Here is a 25768-nt window from a genome sequence, read left to right as displayed (position 1 = left end):
GCGGTGAGCAAGGGGGAGGAACTCCGTTGCAGGGTCTGGAAGTTGCGCTGCTGCGCTTGGCGGGGGCGGCACTGGGGGCGGTCGTGCGGTCCGTCGTCGCCCCGGGGAAGGGAGCCGGGCTCGTCCCCTCCCCCGTCCGCCCGCTCCCACGGCCCGCGAAGCCCGGCCGTCTGGCGAAGGTGCTGGGCGGACGACTCACGGAGCACTACGCCACCCTGCCCGAGCACGAGCGGCTCGCGGCGGTCGACGGGGTGCGGGACGCCTTCGCCGCGGCGGGCCCGCTCGACGCGGACCGGCTGTTCGCCGCCGGCCTCGACCCCCTGCGGCTGCGCGAGGAACTGCGCTCCCCCGACCGCGGGCTGTCCGGGCGAACCCTGGAGCTCTACGACGACCTGCTCGGGCTGTGCTGCGCCCACCTCGTGGAGCAGCTCACGGCCGAACCGTCCTTCCCCGCACGGGCCGCGGTGGAGCAGGTGCGCACGGCCGGCCGGACCCGCGACGCGGTGGCGTCCCTGGCCGCCGGCCGGCCGAGCCCCGAGGCGGAGGCCCTCGCCTTCGAGGAGCGGTACGCGCGGTACGTGGCCCAGACGCACGGCCGGCTGGAACTGTTCGGCCTCACCCTCGGGCGCTCGGCGCGCGAATGGCCGCTGGACACCGCGTACATCACCCTCGCGGTGAGCGGCGACCGCGAGGCCGTCCATGGACTCGCGCCCACGGGACCGGCCACCGTGAGCACCGAGGTGGCGCTCACGACGGCGGACCGGCTGCTCCTGCGCGGCCCGGCCGGTTCCGGCAAGAGCACGCTCGTCCAGTGGCTCGCCCTCAACGCCGCCAGGCGTTCCTTCGAGGGCGACCTCGCCGACTGGAACCGCTGTGTGCCGTTCGTCCTGCGGCTGCGCGCCTTCACCTCGTCGGACGCGCTGCCGGTGCCCGAGGACTTCCTCAGGGCCACGGGGGTGCCCCTGGCTCCCCCGGCCGGCTGGGTGGAGGACCTGCTCACGAGCGGCCGGGCGCTCGTCCTCGTCGACGGCGTGGACGAGGTGCCGGTGCGGCTCCGGCAGCGGACCGAGACCTGGCTGAAGGGCCTCGTCACGGCCTTCCCCCAGGCCAGGTACGTGGTCACGACCCGGCCCTCCGCCGTCCCCGAGGCCTGGCTCTCCCGGCAGGGCTTCGCCCCGCACACGCTGCTCCCGATGGACCGGAACGGGATCCGGTCCTTCCTCGCCCACTGGCACGACGCGGCGCGGCTGGAGGACCCCGGGGACGGGACCCTCACCACCTACGAGAACGCCCTGCGGCAGGCCGTCGCCACCCGGCGGGACCTCGGCCGGCTCGCCACCAACCCGCTGATGTGCGCACTGCTGTGCGCACTGAACCGCGACCGGCGGATGCAGCTGCCGCGCGCCCGGAAGGAGCTGTACGACGCCGCGCTCGACATGCTGCTCGTACGGCGTGACACCGAGCGGGAGATCTGCGGGGTGGAAGGGGTCGATCTGACCCGGGACGAGCAGACGGCCCTGCTCCAGCGGCTGGCGTACTGGCTGATCCGCAACGGACAGGTCGAGGCCGACCGCGACGAGGCGGAGGAGATGGTCGCGGAGTGGCTGGCCGCGATGCCGCAGGTCCGGGGGACGAGGGAACAGGTCTTCGCCCATCTGCTGATCCGCAGCGGTCTGCTGCGCGAACCGGCTCCCGGCTCGGTGGGATTCGTGCACCGCACCTTCCAGGACTACCTGGGCGCCAAGGCGGCGGTGGAGGCGCGCGACTTCGGGGTCCTCGTCAAGAACGCCCACGACGACACCTGGGACGACGTGGTGCAGATGGCCGTCGGCCACGCGCGCGTGGAGGAGCGGGCCCGTCTCCTGAAGCAGCTGCTGCGCCGCGCGGAGCGGGCACCCCGGCTGCGCGGCCGACTGGTGCTGCTCGCGGCGGCGTGTCTGGAGCACGCGCCGGAGCTGGAGCCGGGGGTACGGGCGGAGGTCGAGCGCCAGGCGCGCGAGCTGATCCCTCCGCGCTCCGTGAAGGACGCGGACGACCTCGCGAAGGCGGGCGAGCTCGTCCTCGAGCTGCTGCCGGGCCCGGAGGGCCTGGACGCCGACGGCGCGGCCGCGGTGGTGCGCACGGCGGCGCTGGTGACGGGGGACGCGGCCTTCGAGGTGGTGGCACGCTTCCGTGAGGACGAGCGGATCGACGTCGCGGTCCAGCTGGGCGATGCGTGGGGCGCGTTCGACACCGAGCGGTACGCCCGCGAGGTGCTGTCGGCGAGCACCTGGGAAGAGGTCTCCCTCAATGTGCAGTCCCGGGAGCAGTTGGCGGCCCTCCGCCTCCTGCCGAAGGCCCGGGGGGTCCGTCTCGGCGGCCTCGACGTCGACCTGACGGCCCTGCACGTCCTGGACGGTCTGCAAAGGGTCTTCGTCTACGAGAACCCGTCGCTCGCCGACCTGTCCCCGCTGCGGCGCTTCCCGGAGCTGACGAACGTCGGCCTCAGCCGCTGCCCCCTGCTGAAGGACCTCTCGCCGCTCGCGCGTCCCGGCCTGAAGACACTCACCGTCTACGAGCTGCACCCCGAGCTGTCCGTCGAGCCGCTGCGCGACATGCCGGACCTCTCTTCTTTCAGTCTCGCGGTTCCCCTGTTGATGGAGCGGCTGGACGAACTCCCCATCGGCCCGGCTCTCGGGTTTCTCTCGCTGGGCGCGCAGGCCCGCTACGTCGACCTCGGCGGCATCGAGAAGTGGCCCCTGCTGGCCAACCTCTCCCTGCAGGGCCGTACGCAGACCGACCAGCTGCTCGCCCTGCGCACCCCTCCGAAGCTCACGACCCTGCAGCTCTCGGAGATCACCGTCCCCGACCTCACCGCGCTCGGCGGTCTGGAGGACCTGCGCGCGCTGTACCTCTTCCGCTGCGAGATCCCCGACCTCACGCCCCTGCGCGACCTCCCTTCGCTCGACCGCCTCCATCTGTGGCAGTCCACGGGGCGGGGTGGCGGACCGATCGACATCACTCCGCTCGCTGCCCGGCACGGCCTCCGCCTCTCGGTGAACGCCGGCATCCCGCTCCTCGGCGAAGAGCTCTTCGAGCCCGACCGGATCGAACGCACCCCCTAGACCCCGGCCGCCCCCAGGAGCGAGCCCGCCGCATACGTCACGCCCATCGCCAGCGCCCCGCCCGCCACGTTGCGGAGGATCGCCGGGCCCGTGGGGGCGGCGCCCAGGCGGGCGCTCCACCAGCCGGTGAAGGCGAGCGCGGCGAGGACGGAGAGGACCGTGACCCAGAGGCGGGCGGAGGCCGACGGGAGGACGATCGCGAGCAGCGGGAGCAGGGCGCCGACGGTGAAGGCGAGGAAGCTGGCGCCGGCCGCGTGCCAGGGGTTGGTGAGGGCGTCGGGGTCGATGCCGAGCTCCACGCGCGCGTGGGCGCGCAGCGCGTCGCGTGCGGTGAGCTGTTCGGCCGCCTCGCGGGCCACCTCGGGGGAGAGGCCGCGGGCGGCCAGGAGGCCGGTCAGTTCGGCGAGTTCGGCCTCCGGCCGTTCGCGCAGCTCGCGCTTCTCCTGGGCCAGCGCGGCCTTCTCGGAGTCGCGCTGGGTGGAGACCGAGACGTACTCCCCCGCCGCCATCGACATCGAGCCGGCGAGCAGCCCCGCCAGGCCGGCCGTGAGCAGCGCCGCCTGGGACTCGGTGGCGCCCGCGACGCCGACGACGAGGCCGGCGGTGGAGACGACGCCGTCGTTGGCTCCGAGCACGGCCGCCCGGAGCCAGTTGAGACGGGAGCCGAGGCCACCGCCGTGGGCCTCGTCGTGTACGGGGGCTTCAGTCACCCCAGGAGGGTCGCACCCGGCGCCTCACCACACGCGGACCGACCCGCCCGGGGCGAAGGCCGGGCTCGTCGCCCCCTCGGGAACCTTCTCCAGGGGCTGGGCGATCTCCTCGACGGCCGGGCCGTGGACGGCGGCGAGGCGGTCGAGGAGGGCGAGGTCGAAGCCGTAGACGCGGGCGGCGTTCCCGCCGACCATGGCGGCGACCTCCTCCTTCGGGAGTCCCGCGTAGGCGATGCGGAGGCCTTCGCGGGAGTACGGGGTGGTGCCCTCGTCGTGCGGGTAGTCGCTGCCCCACATGATCTTGTCGAGGCCGATCCGGTCGCGCAGCGGCACCTCGTGCGGGCGCATGAAGCTCGCGCCGACGAAGCAGTTGTCCCGCCAGACCTCGCCCGGGCCCTTGCCCATGGACTCCGCGAGGCCGGCGCCGAACTTGGACTCGGCGGTGGCGGCCCGCGTCGCGGCCGACACCAGGCGCCGGTGGTAGTAGTCCAGCATGTCGAGCACGCCGGGGATCCAGCCCGAGCCCTGCTCGGTCAGGACCAGCTTGAGCCCCGGGTGGCGCCGGAACGCGCCGCCGAAGATCAGGTGCCACAGGGCCCGGTGGGAGAACCAGGTGGTCTCCACCATGAACACCGCCCGGGCGGCCGGTTCGTCGCCGAGCGGCGGCGAGGCCGAGCCGCCGTGGTGGTTGACCGGCACGTCGAGCTCGGCGCAGACCGCCCAGATCGGGTCGTACGCCTCCGAGTACAGCTCGGGGACGGGCGAGCCCGGTGGGACGCCCGGGAGCAGGATGCCCCCGGTGAGACCGGCCTCGCGGGTGCGGCGGATCTCCGCGACCGCCGCGTCCACGTCGTTGAGGAGGATCTGCGCCACGCCCGCCCTGCGGCCCGGGGCGTCCGCGCAGAAGTCGGCCAGCCAGCGGTTGTGCGCCTGGAGCCCGGCCCAGCGCTGCTCGTACTCGGCGCGGGTGGGCGGCTGGGCCATCAGGGAGGCCTTGGGGAAGAACGGCGGGATGGTGTTGGGGAAGACGACCTCGGCGACGATGCCGTCCGCCTCCAGCTCGCGCAGCCGGCGCCGCGAGTTCCAGTTGCGGTCGGCGGTGTCGGCGAGGAGGTCCTCGTACGGGTTGACGTAGGTCGCCGCCCAGGCGTCGAAGTCGTCGTGGTGCTTCTTCTCCAGGTACGGCCTGTAGTCGAGGAGGTCGGCGCCCGCGTGGCAGTCGGCGGAGACGACGGTGTAGCGGTCGGTCACGGGTTCACCCCCAGGACCGGGAACTCGTGGTCGGTGAGCCAGTGCCGGCCGACCTCGCGCGAGCGGGCCCAGGAGGCCTCGACGGCGGCCTGGTCGGCGGGCTGGCCGAGGTCGGCGGGGGTGGGGCCGATCCGACGGGCTATCGGATCCAATGTTTGGACATCGAATCCGAAGACCTCGGCGGCGGCGAGCCCCAGCATCCTCCGGGTCTCCTCGACCGGGATGTCGTGGAACGTCTTCCGCAGCCACGCGCGCGTGTCGGGCCAGGTCCCCTCCGGGTGCGGGAAGTCCGAGCCCCACAGGATGTTGTCGACGCCGATCTCGTACCGCTGGGCGAGCTCGCGCCGCTTGGTGTTGGTGGCGCAGACGAAGACCTGCCGGTCCAGGTACTCGCTCGGCGGCCGCTTCAGCTCCGCGAACGGGGACAGCTTCTTGCCGCCGTGCGCGCCCAGGTAGAGCCGGTCCATGAACCAGAGCAGGTTCGGCAGCCACCAGCAGCCGGACTCGGCGACCCCGAACCGCAGGCCCGGGTGGCGCTCGAAGACGCCCGACCAGAGCAGGAACCACAGCGGCCTGGCGGGCCACCAGGTGACCTCGGAGACGTAGATCCCGAGGTGGTCGCCGTACTCCTCGCGCGGCGCCGCCCCGGAGTGGGTGACGACCGGCATGCCGGTCTCGGCGGCCGCCGCCCACACCGGGTCGTAACGCCGGTCGTGGTAGGGGGCCTTGTCCACCCACATGGAGGGGATCATCAGCGCGCCGAGTCCGGACTCCTTGGCCCGGTGGATCTCGGCGACGACCTCGCGGACGTCGGCGGTGACGGGCAGCAGGGCGACCCCGCGGTGCCGGGCTGCGTTTTCGGCGTTCCCGCCCACGAACTCGGCGAGCCAGCGGTTGTGGGCCTTCGCGCCCGCCATGCCGAGCTCCGGGTCCTGGTCGCCGGAGAGCCCGAGGCCGACGCCGAAGGGCGCGGCGGTCTGGCTGTCGACGGCGTCCGCGTCCGGGAAGACGACCTCGGCGGCCACCCCGTCGCCGTCGAGCTCCTTGATCCGCTGCGCGGGGTCCCAACCGCCGCGCAGGCCTTCCTCGTTGTCGCGGAACCATTTGTCCGCGAAGGCCTCGTTGCGGACCCCGAGCCGGGTCATGGCCTCCCGGCGGGCCTCGCGCCCGGCGAGGAAGTCGTCGAAGTCCCGGTGGAAACGGGAGTCGAGATAGGGCCGGTACTCCTCGGTGGGAAGCCCGGCGTGGCAGTCGGAGGAGATGATCAGATACGGGTCCTCATAGCTCATGGCTAAGCCCCTCAGTCGAGGATGAAGCTCTCCAGGTACGACGGGTTGGCGCGGTCGAGCATGGACCGCGAGCGCGCCTTGATCTGGCGGTCGCTGTGCTCGCTCTCCGGCAGCATCCAGAAGCGGTCGGCGCGGATGCCGTCGACGACGTGCTCGGCGACGTCCTCCACCGGCGTGAAGGTCACCTCGTGACCGGCTTCCTTCATCGCGGCCTCGTACTGGTCGAGGCTGCGGTACGGGGTCCTGCGCGGCCGCTGCTTGGCGTACCGCTCGGGCCGGTTGCGGTGCGACTCCCACAGTCCGGTGCGGAGCATGTGCGGGCCCGGGAAGAGGACGGAGGCGCCCACACGCGCGTGCTCGGCCTTCAGGTGCGCGTACAGGGACTCGGTCATGGTGACGACGGCCGCCTTGGTGACCGCGTACACGGAGGCGGTGGGCAGCGGGGCGATGCCTCCGTCGCCGGAGGAGGTGTTGACGACGTGGCCGGGTTCGCCGCCGGCGAGCATGCGCGGGACGAAGGCCTGGATGCCGTGGAAGACGCCCCAGACGTTGACGGAGAAGGCCCACTTCCAGTCGTTGGGCTCGTGCTCCCACATGCGGCCCTCGGCGCCGGAGCCGACGCCCGCGTTGTTGCAGAGGACGTGGACGGCACCGAAGGTCTCGTACGCGGCGTCCGCGAACGCCCGTACCTCGTCGGGGTCGGAGACGTCGACCGTCCGGGCGAGGACCTGCGCCCCGCTCGCCATCAGCTCGTCGGCGGCCTCCTCCAGGGCTCCCCGCTCGACGTCCCCGAGGACGACGGCGAGGCCTTCGGCGGCGAAGCGGCGGGCCATCGCGAGGCCGATGCCGCTCGCCGCGCCGGTGACGACGGCGACCTGTCCCTCTCGCAGCTCCATCAGGCACTTCCTTCCGGGGGTCCGTCGAGGATCTGGAGCGGGTCGTCGTACCGCTGGTGGACGAAGGGCAGCAGGTCCCGGGCGGAGACGCGCTCGGCGACCGTGCCCTTCTGGTCGGTGGTCTTCTCGCCGATCGTGATCTCGACGAGCCGGCGCACCGGAAGGTCGGCGACCGGGTCGTACATGGACTCGCGCAGGACCACGTCACCGGTGATCCGCTCCAGCTTCCGCACCTTCTCGTTGCGGACGCAGTGGACGAGGACGGGGTCGGCGTCGAAGCCGGTCCCCTCCACGCCCGGCAGGAACTTGAAGTAGAAGTCGGTCTTCTCCACGGGCTCCGGCAGCGGCAGCGGCCCGGAGACCGCGCCGCGCACCTCCACGAAGGCGATGCCGTGCCGGGCGAGTGCGGCGCGCACGACGAGCCCCTCGCGCTCGACCGTGACCTCGCCCAGCTTCTTCGGCTCGCCGAAGACCTCACGCCCGCCGATCAGGGCCCGCTCGTGGGTCATCGGCATCACCAGCGGGTACCAGCCCTCCCGGTCGCCGTGGGCGGCGGCCACGGCCACCGAGCCGGCGCCGAGGGGATAGCCGGGCAGGTCGACCTTGCTGATGTTGGCGCGCACCAGGGGGCGCGCGGTGGGCTTCAGCGGGGGCGGCAGGACCGCCGCCACGACGTCCGGGTCGGTCTCCCAGACGGCGACCACACCGGTGGACCAGATGTCGGGGAGCTTGGCGGACCGCTCGCGGGCCGCCGCCGCCTCCGCGTCGCTGCGCGCCCCGTACCGTACTCGTGCCATGACGTACCACCCTTCGGGATCGTCGGCCTGTAACACAGTTACACCGCTGCCGCCGAAGGGTAAAGAGGTCTGCACGCAGAGGAGTTGGGGGAACCGATGGCACGCTCCGCGCTGACCCGCGACGAGGTCCTGGACACCGCGGCCGCCCTGGTGAGGGAGCACGGCCCGGACGCGCTCACGATGCGCCGGCTCGCCGCGGAGCTCGGCACCGCGGTCACCTCGATCTACTGGCACGTCGGCAACCGCGAGTCGCTCCTCGACGCGCTCGTCGCCCGCACGGTGGCCGACCTCGGCACGATCCGGCCCCGGGGCGCGACCCCGGCCGAGCGGATCGTCTCGGTGGCCCGCGCGCTGCGCCGCGCGCTGCGCGAGCGGCCGCACCTGGTGGCGATGGTCCACGAGCGGGGGCTGACGGAGCGCATGTTCCTGCCGGCCCAGCGCGCCCTGGTCCACGAGGCGCACGCGGCGGGGCTGCGCGGGGCGCGGGCCGCCCGGGCCGTCCGGGCCGTGCAGTTCCAGGTCGTCGGCTACGTCCTGGTGGAGCGCAACCGCGAGCGGGCCCCCGCCCAGTCCCCCGCCGAGGAGGAGCTGTGGCGCGGGGAGGACGCCGAGGCGGACGGGCCCCTCGCGCGCGCCCTGTCCGCGCCGATCGACACCGAGCGGCTCTTCGCCGACTCCGTACGCGCCCTGGTCGACGGCCTCCTCGCGGGCGCCCCCGTGAACACCGCGAAGGACACGGGAAAGGGCACGGGAGAGGACTCCGGGGACGGGAGTGTCGGTCGCGGGCCGTATTCTCAGTGACCGTGCTTGACGACCGTACGACAGCAGCGATGTGGCCGGCCGCCTACCCGCAGGGGTACGCGGTCGTCGACGTGGAGACCACCGGACTCGCCCGCGACGACCGGATAGTGTCGGCTGCCGTCTACCGGCTGGACGCCCAGGGGAACGTCGAGGACCACTGGTACACGCTCGTCAATCCCGAGCGCGATCCCGGTCCGGTCTGGATCCACGGGCTGACCAGCGACGTCCTGGAGGGCGCGCCGCTCTTCCCGGAGATCGCGGCGGAGTTCGCGGCCCGGCTCGACGGCCGGGTGCTCGTCGCGCACAACGCCATGTTCGACTGGCAGATGATCGCCCGGGAGTACGCGCGCGCGGAGTCCGCCGCGCCGGTGCGCCAGCGGCTGTGCACGATCGCGCTCGCCAAGGAGCTGTCGCTGCCGCTGCCCAACCACAAGCTGGAGTCGCTCGCGGCGCACTTCGGCGTCGTGCAGCAGCGCGCGCACAACGCGCTCGACGACGCGCGGGTGCTCGCCGAGGCGTTCCGGCCGAGCCTGCACGCGGCGGCCGAGCGGAACGTACGGCTGCCGCTCCTGGAGTGCCGGCCACTGACCGAGTGGGCCTCGGGGCCGGCGCAGCCGCGGATCGGCCAGCAGTCCTCGTACCGGGCGGGCAGCTGGCGTCCCTCCCGCAAGCGTCCGCCGTGCCCGTACCCCAACCCCGGGCGGTACGAGTCGGACAAACCACTCAAGCAGGGCATGCGGGTGGCCTTCTCCGGCGACACCTCCGTCGACCGCGAGCTCCTGGAGGACCGCACCGTCGAGGCCGGCCTCCACGTCGCCACCAGCGTCTCCCGGCTCACCAGCCTGCTCGTCACCAACGACCCGGACGCCGCCACCTCCAAGACGGTGAAGGCGAAGTCCTTCGGCACCCCGGTCGTCGACGAGGCCGCCTACACCCAGCTGCTGCGCGACGTGACCCCGGCAGACGGGTGACACCCCCCGCCCCTGCGGGCGCGCCGAGCTGCGCGCGCCCGCCGGGCGCTCCACCCTGTGGCGCATGGCACGTTGTGAGGTCTGCGGAAACGATTACGGCATGTCCTTCGAGGTGCACGCGCAGGGCGCGGTGCACGTCTTCGACTGCTTCGCCTGCGCCATCCACCGCATGGCGCCCATCTGCGAGCACTGCCGGGTCCAGATCATCGGACAGGGCGTCGAGGTCGAGGGCAGCTGGTACTGCGGCGGCCACTGCGCCCGCGCGGAGGGAAAGGTGGGCATCGTCGACAGGGTGTGAACCGGGACCACTCCGGCCCCCCTGCGGCACCCGCCGCAAGGGGGCCTTTCGCCGCAATGTACCGTCGACGGCGTGTACCGCTTCCTGTTGTCCCGGCAGTGGGTGATCCTCACCCTCGTCGCCCTCGTCCTCGTCCCCACGATGATCGAGCTGGGCTTCTGGCAGTTCCACCGGCACGAACACCGGGTCGCCCAGAACGCCCTGATCGCAGACAACCTCAAGGCGAAGCCGCTCCCGGTCGAGGAGCTCACCTCCCCCGGCCACACCGTCCCGCGCGCCGACTACTGGCGGACGGTCACCGCCACCGGCACCTTCGACACCGCCCACGAGGTGGTCGTCCGCCGCCGCACCTCCTCCGACGACCAGGTGGGCGTGCACGTCCTGACCCCGCTGGTCCTGCGCGACGGCCGGGTCGTCCTGGTGAACCGCGGCTGGATCCCGGCCGCCGCCGACCAGCACTCCTTCCCGCCGGTGCCGCCCGCCCCCAAGGGCGAGGTCACCGTCACCGGCCGGCTCAAGGCGGACGAGACGACGGGCGCCAGCGGCATCAAGGACCTGAAGGGCCTGCCGGACCGCCAGGTCATGCTCATCAGCAGCCGTCAGCAGGCCGAGCTCATCGGCCGCGAGGTGCTCGGCGGCTATCTGGAGCTGAGCGCGCCCGACCCGGCCGGCGGCACCCCCGAGATGATCGCCGAGCCGGACCACGACTCGATCGGCCCGCACATGGCGTACGCCGTGCAGTGGTGGCTCTTCACCGCCGGGGTACCCGTCGGCTGGGTGATCCTGGTCCGCCGGGAGAAGCGCGACCGCGCGGCCGGCACCGCCTCCGAGGTCCGGCGATCCCCCGAGCCGGCCCCGGTCGAGGCGTAGGCCACTCCCTCCCGCTGATTGGCCGTCGCCGCTTCCGGGAACAGCCCAAAGCGTGACGCAACGTATCGACGACTACGCCCTCATCGGGGATCTCCAGACCGCCGCGCTCATCGGCCGCGACGGGTCGGTCGACTGGCTGTGTCTGCCCCGCTTCGACTCCGCCGCCTGCTTCGCCGCCCTCCTCGGCGACGAGAACAACGGCCACTGGACCGTCGCGCCCAAGGGCGCCACGACCTGCACCGGCCGCCGCTACGCCGAGGACTCCCTCGTCCTGGAGACCTACTGGGAGACCCGTACGGGCACCGTCAAGGTCGTCGACTTCATGCCGCAGCGGGACAGGTCCCCCGACCTGATGCGGATCGTGGAGGGCGTCAGCGGCAGCGTGGAGATGACGTCCGTGCTGCGGCTCCGCTTCGACTACGGCTCGATCGTGCCCTGGGTCCGCAGGGCCGACGGCCACCGGGTCGCGATCGCCGGGCCCGACTCGGTCTGGCTGCGCAGCGAGCCGCCCGTGAAGACCTGGGGCCAGCAGTTCTCCACCCAGTCCTCCTTCACCGTCGCCGCCGGCGAGAAGGTGGCCTTCGTGCTGACCTGGCACCCCTCGCACGAGCCGCGCCCCGACCTCGTCGACCCCTTCGAGGCCCTGGAGCAGTGCCTCGCGGACTGGCGCGAGTGGACCGCCCGCTGCACCTACCGCGGCCCCTACCGGGAGGCGGTGCTGCGCTCCCTGATCACCCTCAAGGCGCTCACGTACGCCCCCACGGGGGGCATCATGGCCGCCCCCACCACCTCCCTGCCGGAGGAGCTCGGCGGCGTGCGGAACTGGGACTACCGCGCCTGCTGGCTGCGCGACTCCTCCCTCACCCTGGGCGCGCTGCTCGCCGCCGGGTACGAGGAGGAGGCCTGCGCCTGGCGGGACTGGCTGCTGCGCTCGGTCGCCGGCGACCCCGCCGACCTGCAGATCATGTACGGCCCCGCCGGGGAGCGCCGGCTGCCGGAGACGAGCCTGCCGTGGCTGCGCGGCTACGCCGACTCGGCGCCCGTACGGACCGGGAACGCGGCGGTGGACCAGTTCCAGCTCGATGTGTACGGCGAGGTCCTGGACTCCCTCCACCGCGCGCGTGAGGCCGGGATCCCGGCCGAGCGGCACGCGTGGCACCTCCAGCTGAGCCTGCTCGGCTTCCTGGAGTCCACCTGGCGGGAGCCCGACGAGGGCCTGTGGGAGGTCCGCGGGCCGCGCCGCCACTTCACCCACTCGAAGGTGATGGCCTGGGTCGCCGCCGACCGCGCGGTCCGCACCCTGGAGGCCGACCCCTCGCTGCCGGGGGACGCGGGCCGCTGGCGGACCATGCGGGACGAGATCCACGCCCAGGTGTGCGCGCGGGCGTACGACCCGGTGCGGAACACCTTCACCCAGGCCTACGGCTCGTCCGGGCTGGACGCCGCCACCCTCCTCATCCCGCGGGTCGGCTTCCTGCCGCCGGACGACCCCCGGGTCGTGGGCACGGTGGACGCGGTACGGGCGGAGCTCATGCACGACGGCTTCCTGAGGCGGTACAGCCCCGACTCCACGGCCCTGGACGGGCTCCCGGGCCAGGAGGGGACCTTCCTGGTCTGCTCGTTCTGGCTGGCGGACGCGCTGCTGATGACCGGCCGCGCCGGGGAGGCCCGCGAGCTCTTCGAGCGGCTCGTCGCGCTCACCAGCGACGTGGGGCTCCTCGCGGAGGAGTACGACCCGGTGGCGGGGCGTCAGCTGGGCAACTTCCCGCAGGCGTTCAGCCACATCGGTCTCGTCGGGACCGCCTTGGCGCTCGCCGCCGGGGAGACGGCAGGATAGGGCCCATGGATCTGGGACTGAAGGACCGTGTGTACGTGGTGACCGGCGCGACGCGGGGGCTCGGCCGGGCCTCCGCCGAGGCGCTGCTCGCCGAGGGCGCGAAGGTGCTGATCACCGGGCGCGAGGAGAAGACGGTCGCCGACGCGGTGGCCGAGCTGGGCGAGGGCGCGGCCGGGATCGCCGCCGACAACACCGACCCGGGGACCCCGGCCCGGCTGATCGCCGAGGCGCGGGCCCGGTTCGGCGGTTTCGACGGCATCCTGATCAGCGTCGGCGGCCCGGCGCCCGGCTTCGCGGCCGACAACACCGACGAGGAGTGGGCGGCCGCCTTCGACACCGTCTTCCTGGGGGCGGTACGGCTGGCCCGCGCGGCCGCCGAGACGCTCACCGAGGGCGGGGTCATCGGCTTCGTCCTGTCCGGCTCCGTCCACGAGCCGATCCCGGGCCTGACGATCTCGAACGGGCTGCGCCCGGGACTCGCCGGCTTCGCCAAGTCGCTCTCCAACGACCTGGGCCCGCGCGGGATCCGCGTCGTCGGCCTGCTGCCGAGCCGGATCGACACCGACCGGGTCCGCTCCCTGGACGCGCTCTCCGGCGACGCGGACGCGGCCCGCGCGACGAACGAGCTCACGATCCCGCTGCGCCGCTACGGCACCCCGGAGGAGTTCGGGCGCACGGCGGCCTTCCTGCTCTCGCCGGCCGCGTCCTACCTGACGGGCCTGATGCTGCCGGTGGACGGCGGGGCGCGCTCCGGGTTCTGACCCCGGGGCACCCCTTCAGGCGACCCTGCGGGCGCGGTGCTTCACCGCGCGCAGGCGCGCCTCGGCGGGCAGGGCCGGCAGGCCCGTCGACGTACGGGCGTGGGCGAGGGCCTCGGTGCTGAGGGCGGTCAGGGCGCTGCCCGGGGAGGCGTACGGCTCCAGGTGGAGCGCGATCCGGGTCCGGGGGGCGCCGCGGCGGCCCGTGAGGGAGACCTTGGCCCGGGCCACGCCCTCCTGCGCGGCGGCGTCCGCCTCCAGGACGCTCTCCAGGGCCCGGCCGCGCAGCACCGCCTCCTCGCCGTCGCCGGTGTCGACGAGGACCTCGCGGAGCCGGGCCCGCCGGAACTGGACGAGCAGCCACCACAGGGCCAGCAGGACGACGAGCCCGAGGACCGCGATGACCACGGGCCACCACCAGCTCTCGTCCCGCCAGCGCTGCCGCTGGGCGGTGGTGAGCAGCACGTCGGAGGGGCCCGACCAGGGCCACCAGGACGGTACGGGCAGGTCGGTGGCGGCCGCGAGGACCGCGCCGCCGCCGAGGACCAGGAGCAGCCCGGCGAGCCCGAGCAGGAGACGGTTGACCCGCCGGAGGACCACGGTCACCTCGGCTTCCCTTCCTTGCGGGGCGGCCTGGCCACCCGTACCGTCCGCGCGGGCGGATGGGCGAGGCCGAGTTCGTCGACGCCGGTGGCGAGCACCGTCTCCACGTCGGCCCGGACCTCGTCGAGGGCCCGGAAGTGGGACACCGCGCGGACGGCGACCTTGGCGCGGCCGACGCGCACCCGGACGGACTGCACCCCGGAGACCTCCATGACGCGGTCCCGCAGGGTGAGCGCGGCGGCCTCGCGGTCGAGTCCCGCCCGGACGTCGGTGTGCTCGCGGCGCATCGGGAGGATGGCGCGCAGCCCGGGGGTGGCGGCCAGGACGAGCAGCCAGACGCCGAGCACGACGGCGACGGCCGCGCCGACGACGATCGCCGTGTCGTCGAGCGGCCGGGTCGCGAGGGCGTCGGCGAGCTTGCTCCGCCACGCCATGGCGGAGCGGTCGGCCCGTACGGCCGCGACATCGTAGAGGAGCAGCCCGGTGCCGCCGAGGACGACGGCGGCGAGCAGGGCGGCGGGGATGCGGCGGACGGACCAGAAGCGGCGGACGTGCGACGCTTCCGGGGCGCCCGCGGCGGCGCCCTCGGGGGGCGCGGGGTCCTGGGTGGCGGTCATGCGAGGCGGCCCCTCGGCTTGGCGTGGCGGGTGTGCGCGGAGTGGAGGCGCTCGACCTGGACGTCCACCTCGTGGACCTCCAGGCCGACGAGTTGCTCCACGCGCGCGCGTACCCGGCTCCGGACGGCGCCGCACTGGCGGCCGACGTCGGAGGGGTAGTCGAGGTCGAGGCTCACCGATACGCGGGCGACCTCCCGGTGGACGACCACCGAGGCGTGCGGCTTCGATCCCCCTTCGGGGACGGCGTCGACCGCCTCCCTGGCCGCCTGGGCGGCGATCTTCGCGACGACCCGGTCGGCGATGGTGGTCGCCCCCCGGTGCCGCACCCCGTCCCGTACCGGGTCGTCTGCCAGGTCCGTCACCACCCCGGGTCACCGCCGCCGGTCGCCGCGTTCGCGTCCCCGGAACAGATCGCCGGGTTCGAGGTCTCCGTCGAGGAACCGACCGGCCACGAAGCCGATCGCCCCGAGGGCCGCGACCAGCAGAAACGCCCCGAAGCCACCGAAGTATCCGGCGAAGCCGAGAGCCATGCCGGCCACCAGGCCGACCACCGCCATGCTCATTTCGAGCCCCTTTCCTGGCCCCTGTCGCCGGGGTTCCGACGACTACTGGAGCCGGGGCTCCGGCTCCTCTTCCTCTTCCTCGGGCAGCTTCACGTCGCTGACCGCGATGTTGACCTCGACGACCTCCAGGCCGGTCATCCGCTCCACGGCGGCGATGACGTTCTCCCGGACGTCGCCCGCGACATCGGCGATGGAGACGCCGTAGTCGACGACGATCTCCAGGTCGAGCGCGGTCTGCACCTCGCCGACCTCGGCCTTGACCCCTCGGGTCACGTTCGCCTTGCCGCCGCCGGTGCCGGGGACGCGGTCGCGGACGGCGCCGAAGGTGCGGGAGAGGCCGCTGCCCATGGCGTGGACGCCGACGACGTCGCGTGCGGCGAGGCCGGCGATCTTCTCCACGACTCCGTCGGCGATCGTCGTCCGGCCCCGGGAGGCCGCTGCGCCGCCGCCCCGTTTGGTCACCGGGGTGCGGCGCGACTCGCGCGGATCGTCCGTCGCGGCGACTCCGGTCTGAGTGGTGTCCGTCATCATTCAGCCCCTTCTGTCATATTTCGGGGTTCTTCGCCCACACTAAGGGCGCTTGCCCCGATCCGCCCCGGGAATGCGGCAGGCTGGGGGAATGACGACGGCTGAGGGTTGGACGGCTGCGGTACGGGACCGCCTCGCGCCGGGCAGGCTACTGCCCCTCGGGGCGGCCGGGGACGGCGCGTGGATCACCGAGCGCGCGGCGCGGGGCGTCCTCGACCCGGCCGCCGCGGCGGTACGCGGGGTGGTGCCGGGCGGCCTCCGGATCGGACCCGATCCGGACGAGGAGGAGACATCGGCCGGCCCGCTACCGGTGCCGCCGGGCGGGCTCGGGCCCGGGGCGCTGCGGATCGCCGCGGACTTCGGGGCGGTGGCGGGCCGCCCGCTGCCGGAGCTGGCCGAGGAACTGCGGACGGCCCTGCTCGGGGCGGCCCGCGACGGTCTCGGGCTGCGGGTGACGGCCGTGGACCTGCGGGTGACGGAGCTGCTCGACGCGGAGCCGCCCCCGGCGGGGCCGGCCGCTCCCCCGCCGGGGCGGCCCGCTCCCGCGACGGACGATCCGGTGGCCCTGGCGGTCCTGCGGGTCGAGGGCGTGGCCGGCGTGACGGACCTGTGGGGGCCGCCGGTGCGCCGGGGCCCCGATCAGGTGCGGGTGGAGCTGGCGGTGACGGCCGGGCACCGCCCGCTGGACGTGGCCCGCGCCGCCCGGAGCGCCGCGACCGCGGCCGCCACGGGGGCGACCGCGGTCACGGTGCTGGTGTCGGAACTGCGCTGAGCGGGCGCGTCGGCCGCCCTGCACGCGGGCGTCGGCGCACCCGTGCGTCGGCAGCGCTCCGCGCGCGTGCCGCGTCGGTGCGTCAGTCGCCGAGGCCCGCCAGGTCGCGCAGGCGGCGGGCCTGGGCGGCGCGCTCGGCGGTGCGCTGCTCCTCGTAGGAGCGGCCGGAGACGCCCTGGAGCAGCGCCTTGGTCTCGTTGACCGCGTCGCGGGGCGCCGCGAGCAGGGCGGCGCTGAGGTCCCGTACCGCCGCGTCGAGCTCGTCGGCGGGCACGGACAGATTGGCGAGGCCGATGCGCTCGGCCTCCTCCGCGTGCACGAAGCGGCCGGTGGCGCAGATCTCCAGCGCGCGGGCGTAGCCGACGAGCGAGACGAGCGGGTGCGTCCCGGTCAGGTCCGGGACGAGGCCCAGGCTGGTCTCGCGCATGGCGAACTGCACGTCCTCGGCGACGACCCGCAGGTCGCAGGCGAGGGCGAGCTGGAAGCCCGCGCCGATGGCGTGGCCCTGGACGGCCGCGATCGACACGAGGTCGCTGCGGCGCCACCAGGTGAACGCCTCCTGGTACTCGGCGATGACCGCGTCGAGGTCCGCGTCGGACCCGCGCGCCATCTCCAGGAAGGACGGCTCGCCGTCGAAGCCCTCGGGCGTGAACGCCTGCCGGTCGAGTCCGGCGGAGAAGGACTTGCCCTCGCCGCGCAGAACGACGACCCGCACGCTGCCGGGCAACGACCGGCCGGCTTCCGTCAACGCCCGCCACAGAGCGGGAGACTGGGCGTTGCGCTTCGCCGGATTGGTCAGGGTCACCGTGGCAACGGCGTCCTCGACGGTGAGCCGTACACCGTCCTTGTCGAATACGAGCTCAGAGTCGTCGAGCGTAGTCATGGGGCGCCTCCGGTTCCGGTGCAGCACTGCAACGAGATGCTAAGTGACTGCACAGTAACCACCTGGCCGACCGCAGGGCCGACCGGGTGCCCACCGGGAGGTCCCGGTGGACCGGTCGAGCCGCCCCGATGTCAGGCCGAGGCCGCCTTCTTGCCCCGTGTCGCTCCGCCGCGTCCACGCAGCGTGACTCCGGACTCGCTCAGCATCCGGTGGACGAATCCGTAGGAGCGGCCGGTTTCCTCGGCCAGCGCCCGGATGCTCGCACCGGAGTCGTACTTCTTCTTCAGGTCTGCCGCGAGCTTGTCGCGCGCGGCGCCGGTCACCCGGCTGCCCTTCTTCAGAGTCTCGGCCACCCGTGCCTCCTCATGGGAAGTGCGCTCTGGACTTCTCATGATCACCCCTTACGTCCGTCCTGGCCACCCATTCGACAAGGTCCGTGCCGCCGGGTTTGTGGACGAGTACGCCGTCATCACGAACGGAAGCCGATATTCCGCAGGGCCGAAAACGCGCCTACGGACCACTTGGTACGGGAAGTGCCAGGTCAGCGCAGCAAGGGGAACACACGTACGGCGCGGGTCTGCCGGAAGGATTCGGCAGAGCACCGCGCCGGGGTGTACGAGAGACCCTCACTCAGATGAAGGATCACCCATGAGCCGAATGATCCAGCCCGGGATGATCACCCGGGGCCCCGAGGGCCCCACGGGGGTCAGGCGAGGGCCACCAGGTCCGCGTAGTCCGCGCCCCACAGGTCCTCGACGCCGTCCGGGAGCAGGATGATCCGCTCCGGGTCGAGCGCCTCCACGGCGCCCTCGTCGTGGGTGACGAGGACGACGGCGCCCTTGTACGTGCGCAGCGCGCCGAGGATCTCCTCGCGGCTGGCCGGGTCCAGGTTGTTGGTCGGCTCGTCGAGGAGGAGCACGTTCGCCGAGGAGACGACGAGGGTCGCGAGCGCGAGCCGGGTCTTCTCGCCGCCGGAGAGCACGCCCGCCGGCTTGTCGACGTCGTCGCCGGAGAAGAGGAAGGAGCCGAGCGTCTTGCGCACGTCGACGAGGTCGAGGTCGGGCGCGGCCGAGCGCATGTTCTCCAGGACGGTCCGCTCGGGGTCGAGCGTCTCGTGCTCCTGGGCGTAGTAGCCGAGCTTCAGGCCGTGGCCGGGGGTGACCTCGCCGGTGTCGGGCTGCTCGACGCCGCCGAGGAGGCGGAGCAGGGTCGTCTTGCCCGCACCGTTGAGGCCGAGGATGACGACGCGCGAGCCCTTGTCGATGGCGAGGCTGACGTCGGTGAAGATCTCCAGCGAGCCGTAGGACTTGGAGAGCCCCTCGGCCGTGAGCGGGGTCCTGCCGCAGGGGGCCGGCTCGGGGAAGCGGAGCTTGGCGACCTTGTCGGAGGCGCGCACGGCCTCCAGGCCGGAGAGCAGCCGCTCGGCGCGCTTGGCCATGTTCTGCGCGGCGACGGTCTTGGTCGCCTTGGCGCGCATCTTGTCGGCCTGCGAGTTGAGCGCGGCGGCCTTCTTCTCGGCGTTCTGGCGCTCGCGCTTGCGGCGCTTCTCGTCGGCCTCGCGCTGCTGCTGGTAGAGCTTCCAGCCCATGTTGTAGACGTCGATGGTGGAGCGGTTGGCGTCCAGGTAGAAGACCTTGTTCACCACGGTCTCGACGAGGTCGACGTCGTGGGAGATCACGATGAAGCCGCCGCGGTAGGTCTTCAGGTAGTCGCGCAGCCAGACGATGGAGTCGGCGTCGAGGTGGTTCGTGGGCTCGTCGAGGAGCAGGGTGTCGGCGTCCGAGAAGAGGATCCGGGCGAGCTCGACGCGGCGGCGCTGACCACCGGAGAGGGTGTGCAGCGGCTGGCCCAGGACCCGGTCGGGCAGGCCGAGGGCGGCGGCGATGGTGGAGGCCTCGGCCTCGGCCGCGTACCCGCCCTTGGTCAGGAACTCGGTCTCCTGGCGCTCGTACTGCCGCAGCGCCTTGTCGCGGGTGGCGCCGGAGCCCGTGGCGATGCGCTCCTCGTTCATCCGCATCTTCTTGATGAGGACGTCGAGGCCACGGGCGGACAGGATGCGGTCGCGGGCCAGGACGTCGAGGTCGCCGGTGCGCGGGTCCTGCGGGAGGTAGCCGACCTCGCCGGAGCGGGCGATGGTGCCGGCGGCCGGCTGGCCCTCGCCGGCGAGGCACTTGGTGAGGGTGGTCTTGCCCGCTCCGTTGCGGCCGACCAGGCCGATGCGGTCGCCCTTGGCGACGCGGAAGGAAGCGGACTCGATGAGGATTCGGGCGCCGGCGCGCAGCTCGATGCCGGAAGCGGTGATCACGGACAGACTCCAGGGCGGTGGGAAACGGCGGAAGGACGACTGGTGGCGGGCTTCGACGCCGCTAATGCACCCAAAGGAGAATGGCCATGCGGCCAGTCTAACGGGCGTCTGCAACTGGTTTTCGGCCATGCGGGGGACGGGGACACTCTCGGACTTTTCTCACATTCCCGCCGATGCTCGCGAAAAGGGGCGTGAGCTGAAAGATCGTCCGATACTCGGCGCAGGGCGGCGGCCACTGCCGCGGCAGCGACGCGGAGGGTGGTGGACCGTGCAGTTCGACGACGACGCCGACCTGGACACCTCGGAGGTGCGGGACGTCCGGAACAGCCGCGTCCCGGGCGGCAGGGCGACCGTCGGCGGCGGCATCATCGGCCTCATCGCGCTGGTCCTCGGCGTGCTCTTCGGGGTGGGCCCCGACCAGCTCGGGCTCTCCTCCGGCGGGGACGAGCCGCTCGCGTCCTCCTCGTCCGCGGCCCAGGTGGACCAGAGCTGCAAGAAGGGCTCGGACGCCAACGCGCGCCAGGACTGCCGGATCGTCGCCGTCGTGAACAGCGTCCAGGACTACTGGCGGAGCGAGTACCCGCGCCGGGGCGGCACCTACGGGAACGCCGCCACCGTGATGTTCAGCCGGCGCGTGGGCACCGCGTGCGGCTCGGCGAGCTCGGCGGTCGGCCCCTTCTACTGCCCCGGAGACCGGCAGGTCTATCTGGACCTGGGCTTCTTCGACGAGCTGCGGACCACGTTCGGGTCGAGCGGCGGCCCCTTCGCCCAGGCGTACGTCGTGGCGCACGAGTACGGCCATCACATCCAGAACCTGATGGGCACCCTGAGCCGCGCCCAGGACGGCCGGACCGGCGCGAACTCCAACGCCGTACGGGTCGAGCTCCAGGCCGACTGCTACGCCGGGGTGTGGGCGCGGCACGCGACGACCACTCCCGACGAGAAGACGGGCCGGCTGCTGCTGACCCGGCTCACCGACGAGGACATCCGGGACGGCCTGGACGCGGCGGCGGCCGTGGGCGACGACCGGATCCAGGAGAGGTTCCAGGGCCGGGTGACGCCGGAGAGCTGGACGCACGGCTCGGCGGCGCAGCGCCGGCAGTGGTTCCACGAGGGCTACCGGACCGGCGACATGGCCCGGTGCAACACCTTCCGCTGAGTTGTCGGTGGCGACTGCCAGACTGAGATCCGGGTCACATCGAGAGGAAGTGATCGGGATGGCTGGGACACCCGACATCTGTCCGGCGCTGCGGTACGCGGACGCGAAGGCCGCGATCAAGCAGCTCACGGAGGGCTTCGGCTTCGGCGAGCACGCCGTGTACGAGGGCGAGGACGGCCGTGTGATGCACGCCGAGCTCACCTGCGGGAACGGCATGGTGATGCTGGGCAACAAGGGCAGCGGCAGCGCCTTCGACAAGCTCATGGCCGACGGCGGACCGACCGCGGTGTACGTGCGCGTGGACGACGTCGACGAGCATCACGCGCGGGCCGTGGCGTACGGCATCGAGATCGTGGTGCCGCCGACGGACCAGGAGTACGGCTCCCGGGACTACACGGCCCGGGACGCCGAGGGCAACGTGTGGAGCTTCGGCACGTACGCCCCCGGCGCCGCCGGGTAGTTCCGGGGCTCGGGTGCCGCCGGTCGGACCTCGCCGGCGGCTCAGGCCCCGCCGGTGTGGACCTGGAAGGCGGCCCGGCGGACCGCCTTGGCCAGGGCCGGGTCCGGGTGGGCGGCGGCCAGGGCGACCAGGACCTGGACGGTACGGGGGTGGCCGACGGCGCGGACCTCGTCGAGCAACGCCGGGACCGTGCCCTGCACGGCCGAGTCGAGGTGGCGGACGAGCAGCTCGCTCTCGCCGTGGTCGGCCACGGCGGCGGCGGTGTCGACCCAGAGCCAGGTCGACTCCTCGCGGGTCAGCACCTCCTGGGCGTCCTCGGGGTCGGCCCCCTCGTACTCGGCGAGCCAGAGCAGCGCGTACGGGCGCAGCGAGGGCTCGGCGACGGTGGCCCGGACCTCGGCCTCGGCGGGCGCGCCGACGACGCGGAGCGCCTCGAAGGCGAGCCCGCGCAGGAGGGCGTCCTCGCCGCGGGCGACGGCGAGGAGTTCGCTCACGGCGCTGGACAGGGTGCGGGCGGCGAGCCAGGCGCGGTACTCGTCGCGGGCCGGGCCCGGGGTGAGCCGGGCGCAGCCGCGGAGCATGTCCTCGGCGGACTGCTCGATGTTGCCCGCGGGGCTCTGCGCTGCGACGCAGATCTGCTCCAGCTTGACCCAGACCGCCCAGTTGCCGAGCGGGGTCAGGGTGGCGTGGCGCTCGTCGGTGCCGGGGTCCAGGGTGAGCGCGCCGACGGCGGCCAGGCCCTCCAGGGCCCAGTCGAGGAGGGCGGGCAGCCCGTCCACGGCGGGGGCGTCCGCGGCCTCGGGCGCCGGCTCGGCCGCGGGGACCTCGCAGCGCTCCTCGCGGAGCTCCTCGACGCGCTGGCCGAGGAGGTCGAGGAGGGCGGGGACGAGGACCGGGCCCTGGGAGAGCTGGAGCAACGAGAGCACCTGGGGGACGGCCTCGACGACCTCGGCGACGGCGCTCGGCGCGACCCCTTCCGGAGCGGGGTGCACCAGGGACCAGGCGTCGAAGAGGGCGACCCAGCCGCGCAGGACGGCGGAGTCGTCGCGGTCCCAGGCGTGCAGGCGCCAGCCGGGGCGGGCGGTGTCGCCGTGCAGCTCGACGAGCCCGGCGAGCCGGGCGCGGTCCCAGCCGGCGCTGATCTGGCCGGGCGTCAGGTCCAGGGCGGCCGCGGCCCGTTCCTGGGCGGGGCCGGCTCCGGGGCCGGTGCGGGGTGCCGCGTCGGCGCCGTGCTCGACGGCGGCCCAGCGGGCGATCCGTACGGCGTCGGCGAGGACGTGCCGGGCCTGGCGGGCGAGTTCCGCGCGGGGCGGAGTGCCCTCGGGCGGCCGCGGCGCCGGCCGGGTGCGCCGGGTCGTCACGGCCCGTCGGGCGGTGGCCAGCGCCCGCGGGCGGACGAGTCGGAGTCTGGAGTTGCGCGCCAATGGTTCATCGGGCTTTCGAGACATCACGGGGGCAGTCTTCCCGCTGACGGCCCGAAAGCCCAATCGGAATCGGACGCCCCGTCGGATCGGGCCCCGGAGCGGCCGCGGAGGCCCCCTCAGAACAGCGGGGTGAGGAAGCGGCGCAGGGACTCCTCGTAACGGACGGGGTCGGCGTTCCACATCGCGGCGTGCGGGGCCTGCCGCACGGTCTGCAGGGTGACCCGGTCGGGGCGGCGGGCGGCGAGCTCGACGGAGGGTTCCCAGGGGGCGATCGTGTCGTCGGGGCCGTGGAAGAGGAGGACGGGGACGCGCAGGGCGTCCGGCTCGGAGGCCTCCTGGAGGAGGTCCTCGCGGGGGCTGGTCCTGCCCTGGGCGGCGCGGACGGCGAGCGGCAGCAGGGGGCCGGGGACGTGGTGGGCCGCCGCGAGGTTGCGGAGGGTGGCCGCCCAGTCGAGGACCGGGGAGTCGAGGACGAGGCCGGTGATCCGGTCGCGCAGGCCCGATTCGGCGGCGGCGCGCAGGGCCATCGAGGCACCGGTCCCCCAGCCGTGCAGGACGACCTTCCGGGCGCCCCGGCGGACGGCGTAGCGGATGGCGGCGTCGACGTCCCGCCACTCGGAGTCGCCGAGGTGGGCGAGGCCGTCCGGGGAGGCGGGGGCTCCTTCGTCGCCGCGGTAGGCGGGGACGAGGACGGGGATCTTGCGGTGGTGGAAGAAGGGGACGAGGTTCAGCGGGTGCTCGCGGGTGGTGCCGAGGCCGTGCAGGGCGATCACCCAGGTGGTGCGGGGGCCGGCCACGAGCCAGGCGGGCAGGGGGCCGAGTTCGCCGGGGATCTCGACGTCCTCGTGGGCGAGCCCGAGGGCGCTGATGGGGGTGCCCCGGTGCAGCTGGGGGGTGAGCCGGACGCGGGCGCCGGGCCCGAGGACGCCGAGCTCGACCCGCTCCAGGCGGCGGACGACGGTGTCGGCGGTGTGCGGGACCCGGTCGAGGACGGGGCCGAGGACGGCGTGCAGTCCGGGGGCCTCCATCCCGTACGTGCCGGGGCGCAGCGAGGCGAGGCTGCGGGTGAGGGTGACCCGCTCGGGTCCCGTGGCGTGCACGGTGAGCCGCGGGTCTCCGGGCAGTGGTCGTCCGGACGGCGCCTTGAGGGCGACGTCGCTGGCGTACCGGCCGGCCGCGAACGCGGCCGCGCCGACACCGATCAGGGTGGTGACGGCCGCTGCCGTCGCTGTAGCCGGGCGCACGCTCCCAGTCTCGGCAGGTCGGGGTGGGGCTGCCACCGGGGGGACCCGGCGGGGGAGAAGCGGAAGGGTCGCTCAGGGGAGTGACATGGGTCTCCTCCGCGGGGTCATCCGGTCGGATGGTCGCGTCCAGGGAGCGGAACGGGATGACGGGGGAGGAAGCGGGACAGGTCGCATGTGCCCCGGGAGGACTGGGATGCCCGTGGTTCCGGGGTGACCGCATCGTGGACACCGGGTCCCCCGGAGCGAGAAGCGGAACCTCTTGACACCGGTTAGAGACACCACGTCGCCCGGCCCAGTTCATCTTCCGTTCACTCAGGTTGCTTACGTTCAACGAAACACTGACGTCGAACGATTGCCTGGGTAAATGGAACACATCACGCTGCTGCTCGCCATTGTGGTCGTGACAGCTCTCGTGTTCGATTTCACGAACGGTTTCCACGACACCGCCAACGCGATGGCCACGACCATCTCGACCGGTGCCCTCAAGCCGAAGACGGCGGTGGTCATGTCCGCCGTGCTGAACCTCGTCGGCGCGTTCCTGTCCGTGGAGGTCGCCAAGACGATCTCCAAGGGACTGGTCAACGAGGACGGCATCCAGCCCGAAGTGATCCTCGCCGCGCTCGTCGGCGCGATCCTCTGGAATCTGGTGACCTGGCTGGTCGGACTGCCCTCCAGCTCCTCCCACGCCCTGATGGGCGGCCTCATCGGCGCGACCGTCGCCTCGATCGGCGTCAGCGGCGTCAACGGCGAGGTCGTCGTCAGCAAGGTCCTCATCCCGGCCGTCGCCGCGCCGATCGTCGCCGGCATCGCCGCGATGCTGGCCACGAAGCTGACGTACAAGATCGGCGCCAAGACCTCCGAGAAGGACACGGCCAAGGGCTACCGCGTCGGCCAGATCGCCTCCGCCGGTCTCGTCTCCCTCGCCCACGGCACCAACGACGCCCAGAAGACGATGGGCATCATCACCCTCGCCCTGGTCGCCGGCGGCTCCCTGCCCTCCGGCGCCAACCCGCCGGTCTGGGTCATCGTCTCCGCCGGCACGGCGATCGCGCTCGGCACGGCCCTCGGCGGCTGGCGCATCATCCGCACCATGGGCAAGGGCCTCACCGACCTCCAGCCGCAGCAGGGCTTCGCCGCCCAGACCAGCGCGGCCACGGTCATCCTGGCCTCCTCCCACCTGGGCTTCTCCCTCTCCACCACGCACTCCGTCTCCGGCGCCGTCATGGGTGCGGGTCTGGGCCGCAAGGGCGGTGTCGTCCGCTGGTCGACCGCCACCCGCATGTTCGTCGCCTGGGGCCTGACCCTGCCGGCCGCCGGCCTGGTCGCCGCCGGTGCCGAGTTCGTCGCCCGTCAGGGCAACTGGGGCGTCTACGTCGTCGCGGCCTTCCTCGCCGCCTCCTGCCTCGGCATCTGGCTCGTCTCCCGCCGCCAGCCGGTCGACCACACCAACGTCAACGAGGTCGACACCGACGCCGAGCCCGAGGGCGTCGTGACCACCGCGATCGCGGCCGTCACCCCGCCGCCGGCCGGTACCGTCGCCGCCGTCGCGGACGAGGACCTGAAGACCACCATCCCCGCGCCGGCCCCCACGGACCCGGCCGCTCCCCCGGCCACCGCCGCGGTCTAAG

At 73.5% G+C, this 25768-nt stretch carries 26 protein-coding genes; 11 read left to right on the top strand and 15 right to left on the bottom strand.

What is annotated here, in order from left to right:
- Positions 1-26 precede the first annotated feature (26 nt).
- Positions 27-3104 carry an NACHT domain-containing protein gene (locus ACF07V_RS11755; protein ID WP_392153357.1) on the top strand — a complete coding sequence of 1026 codons (3078 nt, stop codon included), beginning with the start codon at positions 27-29 and terminating at the stop codon, positions 3102-3104.
- On the opposite strand, the gene ACF07V_RS11750 is transcribed toward ACF07V_RS11755, so the two are convergent.
- From ACF07V_RS11750 to ACF07V_RS11730, 5 genes are read right to left on the bottom strand one after another with little or no spacing between them, the layout of a single operon-like run.
- Positions 3101-3814: a VIT family protein gene (locus tag ACF07V_RS11750; protein ID WP_392153356.1), complete on the bottom strand. Its 714-nt coding sequence runs from the start codon at positions 3812-3814 to the stop codon at positions 3101-3103. The genes ACF07V_RS11755 and ACF07V_RS11750 overlap by 4 nt on opposite strands.
- A 24-nt stretch (positions 3815-3838) precedes the next feature.
- Positions 3839-5065 (bottom strand): amidohydrolase family protein, encoded by a 1227-nt coding sequence (locus tag ACF07V_RS11745; RefSeq protein WP_392153355.1) that lies wholly within the window; start codon positions 5063-5065, stop codon positions 3839-3841.
- Positions 5062-6354, bottom strand: a complete 1293-nt coding sequence (locus ACF07V_RS11740; protein ID WP_392153354.1) for an amidohydrolase family protein — start codon at positions 6352-6354, stop codon at positions 5062-5064. Before ACF07V_RS11740 ends, ACF07V_RS11745 begins: the two co-directional genes overlap by 4 nt.
- 11 nt (positions 6355-6365) lie before the next feature.
- Positions 6366-7250 (bottom strand): SDR family NAD(P)-dependent oxidoreductase, encoded by an 885-nt coding sequence (locus ACF07V_RS11735; RefSeq protein WP_392153352.1) that lies wholly within the window; start codon positions 7248-7250, stop codon positions 6366-6368.
- A complete protein-coding gene (locus ACF07V_RS11730) occupies positions 7250-8047 on the bottom strand; it encodes an acetoacetate decarboxylase family protein (protein ID WP_392153350.1) in 798 nt (265 codons plus the stop codon). The genes ACF07V_RS11735 and ACF07V_RS11730 overlap by 1 nt, the downstream gene beginning before the upstream one ends.
- Before the next feature lie 96 nt (positions 8048-8143).
- Between ACF07V_RS11730 and ACF07V_RS11725 the strand changes: the two genes are divergently transcribed.
- The 6 genes from ACF07V_RS11725 to ACF07V_RS11700 all read left to right on the top strand — a co-directional run bounded on the left by ACF07V_RS11725 (position 8144) and on the right by ACF07V_RS11700 (position 13585).
- The gene (locus ACF07V_RS11725; RefSeq protein ID WP_392153348.1) at positions 8144-8848 is read left to right on the top strand and encodes a TetR/AcrR family transcriptional regulator; all 705 of its coding nucleotides are present in this window, start codon (positions 8144-8146) and stop codon (positions 8846-8848) included.
- Complete coding sequence (locus ACF07V_RS11720) at positions 8845-9819, top strand: DEDDh family exonuclease (protein ID WP_392153347.1); 975 nt, start codon at positions 8845-8847, stop codon at positions 9817-9819. Before ACF07V_RS11725 ends, ACF07V_RS11720 begins: the two co-directional genes overlap by 4 nt.
- A 64-nt stretch (positions 9820-9883) precedes the next feature.
- Complete coding sequence (locus tag ACF07V_RS11715; RefSeq protein ID WP_030691654.1) at positions 9884-10117, top strand: hypothetical protein; 234 nt, start codon at positions 9884-9886, stop codon at positions 10115-10117.
- Between the two features lie 72 nt (positions 10118-10189).
- Positions 10190-10987: an SURF1 family protein gene (locus ACF07V_RS11710; RefSeq protein ID WP_392153345.1), complete on the top strand. Its 798-nt coding sequence runs from the start codon at positions 10190-10192 to the stop codon at positions 10985-10987.
- Between the two features lie 52 nt (positions 10988-11039).
- Positions 11040-12824 (top strand): glycoside hydrolase family 15 protein, encoded by a 1785-nt coding sequence (locus tag ACF07V_RS11705; RefSeq protein WP_392153344.1) that lies wholly within the window; start codon positions 11040-11042, stop codon positions 12822-12824.
- Between the two features lie 5 nt (positions 12825-12829).
- Positions 12830-13585 (top strand): SDR family oxidoreductase, encoded by a 756-nt coding sequence (locus ACF07V_RS11700; RefSeq protein ID WP_392153342.1) that lies wholly within the window; start codon positions 12830-12832, stop codon positions 13583-13585.
- A 15-nt stretch (positions 13586-13600) separates the two neighbouring features.
- Here the strand turns inward: ACF07V_RS11700 and amaP are convergent, their stop codons facing one another.
- From amaP to ACF07V_RS11675, 5 genes are read right to left on the bottom strand one after another with little or no spacing between them, the layout of a single operon-like run.
- Positions 13601-14188, bottom strand: a complete 588-nt coding sequence (gene amaP / locus ACF07V_RS11695; protein ID WP_392153340.1) for an alkaline shock response membrane anchor protein AmaP — start codon at positions 14186-14188, stop codon at positions 13601-13603.
- Positions 14185-14802 (bottom strand): DUF6286 domain-containing protein, encoded by a 618-nt coding sequence (locus ACF07V_RS11690; protein WP_392153338.1) that lies wholly within the window; start codon positions 14800-14802, stop codon positions 14185-14187. The genes amaP and ACF07V_RS11690 overlap by 4 nt, the downstream gene beginning before the upstream one ends.
- Entirely contained in the window at positions 14799-15164 is a 366-nt protein-coding gene (locus ACF07V_RS11685; RefSeq protein WP_392153336.1) for an Asp23/Gls24 family envelope stress response protein, read from the bottom strand. Before ACF07V_RS11685 ends, ACF07V_RS11690 begins: the two co-directional genes overlap by 4 nt.
- A 9-nt stretch (positions 15165-15173) precedes the next feature.
- Positions 15174-15365, bottom strand: coding sequence for a hypothetical protein (locus tag ACF07V_RS11680; RefSeq protein ID WP_024756245.1), 192 nt, complete (start codon positions 15363-15365; stop codon positions 15174-15176).
- A 42-nt stretch (positions 15366-15407) separates the two neighbouring features.
- Positions 15408-15893 carry an Asp23/Gls24 family envelope stress response protein gene (locus ACF07V_RS11675; RefSeq protein WP_392153335.1) on the bottom strand — a complete coding sequence of 162 codons (486 nt, stop codon included), beginning with the start codon at positions 15891-15893 and terminating at the stop codon, positions 15408-15410.
- 91 nt (positions 15894-15984) lie between these two features.
- On the opposite strand from ACF07V_RS11675, the gene ACF07V_RS11670 reads away from it, so the two are divergent.
- Positions 15985-16665, top strand: coding sequence for a hypothetical protein (locus ACF07V_RS11670; RefSeq protein WP_392153333.1), 681 nt, complete (start codon positions 15985-15987; stop codon positions 16663-16665).
- A gap of 82 nt (positions 16666-16747) precedes the next feature.
- Here ACF07V_RS11670 and ACF07V_RS11665 read toward each other — a convergent pair whose 3' ends face one another.
- The 3 genes from ACF07V_RS11665 to ACF07V_RS11655 form a co-directional block, all read right to left on the bottom strand.
- Positions 16748-17548 (bottom strand): enoyl-CoA hydratase/isomerase family protein, encoded by an 801-nt coding sequence (locus ACF07V_RS11665; protein ID WP_392153331.1) that lies wholly within the window; start codon positions 17546-17548, stop codon positions 16748-16750.
- 131 nt (positions 17549-17679) lie between these two features.
- Complete coding sequence (locus ACF07V_RS11660; protein ID WP_006123601.1) at positions 17680-17901, bottom strand: helix-turn-helix domain-containing protein; 222 nt, start codon at positions 17899-17901, stop codon at positions 17680-17682.
- A gap of 353 nt (positions 17902-18254) precedes the next feature.
- On the bottom strand, positions 18255-19853 hold the full coding sequence (locus ACF07V_RS11655; RefSeq protein WP_392153329.1) for an ABC-F family ATP-binding cassette domain-containing protein: 1599 nt from the start codon (positions 19851-19853) through the stop codon (positions 18255-18257).
- Positions 19854-20121: 268 nt separating this feature from the next.
- Here ACF07V_RS11655 and ACF07V_RS11650 point away from each other — a divergent pair, with 268 nt between their 5' ends.
- Both ACF07V_RS11650 and ACF07V_RS11645 read left to right on the top strand, forming a co-directional pair.
- Positions 20122-21012: a neutral zinc metallopeptidase gene (locus tag ACF07V_RS11650; RefSeq protein ID WP_392153328.1), complete on the top strand. Its 891-nt coding sequence runs from the start codon at positions 20122-20124 to the stop codon at positions 21010-21012.
- Positions 21013-21070: 58 nt separating this feature from the next.
- Positions 21071-21472: a VOC family protein gene (locus ACF07V_RS11645; protein WP_392153327.1), complete on the top strand. Its 402-nt coding sequence runs from the start codon at positions 21071-21073 to the stop codon at positions 21470-21472.
- Positions 21473-21513: 41 nt separating this feature from the next.
- Here ACF07V_RS11645 and ACF07V_RS11640 read toward each other — a convergent pair whose 3' ends face one another.
- Together ACF07V_RS11640 and ACF07V_RS11635 are read right to left on the bottom strand one after the other, a co-directional pair.
- Positions 21514-22833 (bottom strand): hypothetical protein, encoded by a 1320-nt coding sequence (locus ACF07V_RS11640; protein WP_392153325.1) that lies wholly within the window; start codon positions 22831-22833, stop codon positions 21514-21516.
- A gap of 179 nt (positions 22834-23012) precedes the next feature.
- Positions 23013-24140 carry an alpha/beta hydrolase gene (locus tag ACF07V_RS11635; RefSeq protein ID WP_392153323.1) on the bottom strand — a complete coding sequence of 376 codons (1128 nt, stop codon included), beginning with the start codon at positions 24138-24140 and terminating at the stop codon, positions 23013-23015.
- 364 nt (positions 24141-24504) lie between these two features.
- Here ACF07V_RS11635 and ACF07V_RS11630 point away from each other — a divergent pair, with 364 nt between their 5' ends.
- Positions 24505-25767: an anion permease gene (locus tag ACF07V_RS11630; protein ID WP_392153321.1), complete on the top strand. Its 1263-nt coding sequence runs from the start codon at positions 24505-24507 to the stop codon at positions 25765-25767.
- Position 25768 lies beyond the last annotated feature (1 nt).

The organism is Streptomyces sp. NPDC015661, from assembly GCF_043077765.1.
Classification (GTDB): Bacteria; Actinomycetota; Actinomycetes; order Streptomycetales; family Streptomycetaceae; genus Streptomyces.
This window is presented reverse-complemented; position numbering and strand designations above follow the sequence as displayed.

Coding starts and splice junctions, on each gene's coding strand:
- ACF07V_RS11740 (WP_392153354.1), bottom strand. CDS start 6,354: ATGAGCTATGAGGACCCGTATCTGATCATCTCCTCCGACTGCCACGCC.
- ACF07V_RS11735 (WP_392153352.1), bottom strand. CDS start 7,250: ATGGAGCTGCGAGAGGGACAGGTCGCCGTCGTCACCGGCGCGGCGAGC.
- ACF07V_RS11730 (WP_392153350.1), bottom strand. CDS start 8,047: ATGGCACGAGTACGGTACGGGGCGCGCAGCGACGCGGAGGCGGCGGCG.
- ACF07V_RS11725 (WP_392153348.1), top strand. CDS start 8,144: ATGGCACGCTCCGCGCTGACCCGCGACGAGGTCCTGGACACCGCGGCC.
- ACF07V_RS11715 (WP_030691654.1), top strand. CDS start 9,884: ATGGCACGTTGTGAGGTCTGCGGAAACGATTACGGCATGTCCTTCGAG.
- ACF07V_RS11700 (WP_392153342.1), top strand. CDS start 12,830: ATGGATCTGGGACTGAAGGACCGTGTGTACGTGGTGACCGGCGCGACG.
- ACF07V_RS11690 (WP_392153338.1), bottom strand. CDS start 14,802: ATGACCGCCACCCAGGACCCCGCGCCCCCCGAGGGCGCCGCCGCGGGC.
- ACF07V_RS11680 (WP_024756245.1), bottom strand. CDS start 15,365: ATGAGCATGGCGGTGGTCGGCCTGGTGGCCGGCATGGCTCTCGGCTTC.
- ACF07V_RS11675 (WP_392153335.1), bottom strand. CDS start 15,893: ATGACGGACACCACTCAGACCGGAGTCGCCGCGACGGACGATCCGCGC.
- ACF07V_RS11670 (WP_392153333.1), top strand. CDS start 15,985: ATGACGACGGCTGAGGGTTGGACGGCTGCGGTACGGGACCGCCTCGCG.
- ACF07V_RS11665 (WP_392153331.1), bottom strand. CDS start 17,548: ATGACTACGCTCGACGACTCTGAGCTCGTATTCGACAAGGACGGTGTA.
- ACF07V_RS11645 (WP_392153327.1), top strand. CDS start 21,071: ATGGCTGGGACACCCGACATCTGTCCGGCGCTGCGGTACGCGGACGCG.
- ACF07V_RS11630 (WP_392153321.1), top strand. CDS start 24,505: ATGGAACACATCACGCTGCTGCTCGCCATTGTGGTCGTGACAGCTCTC.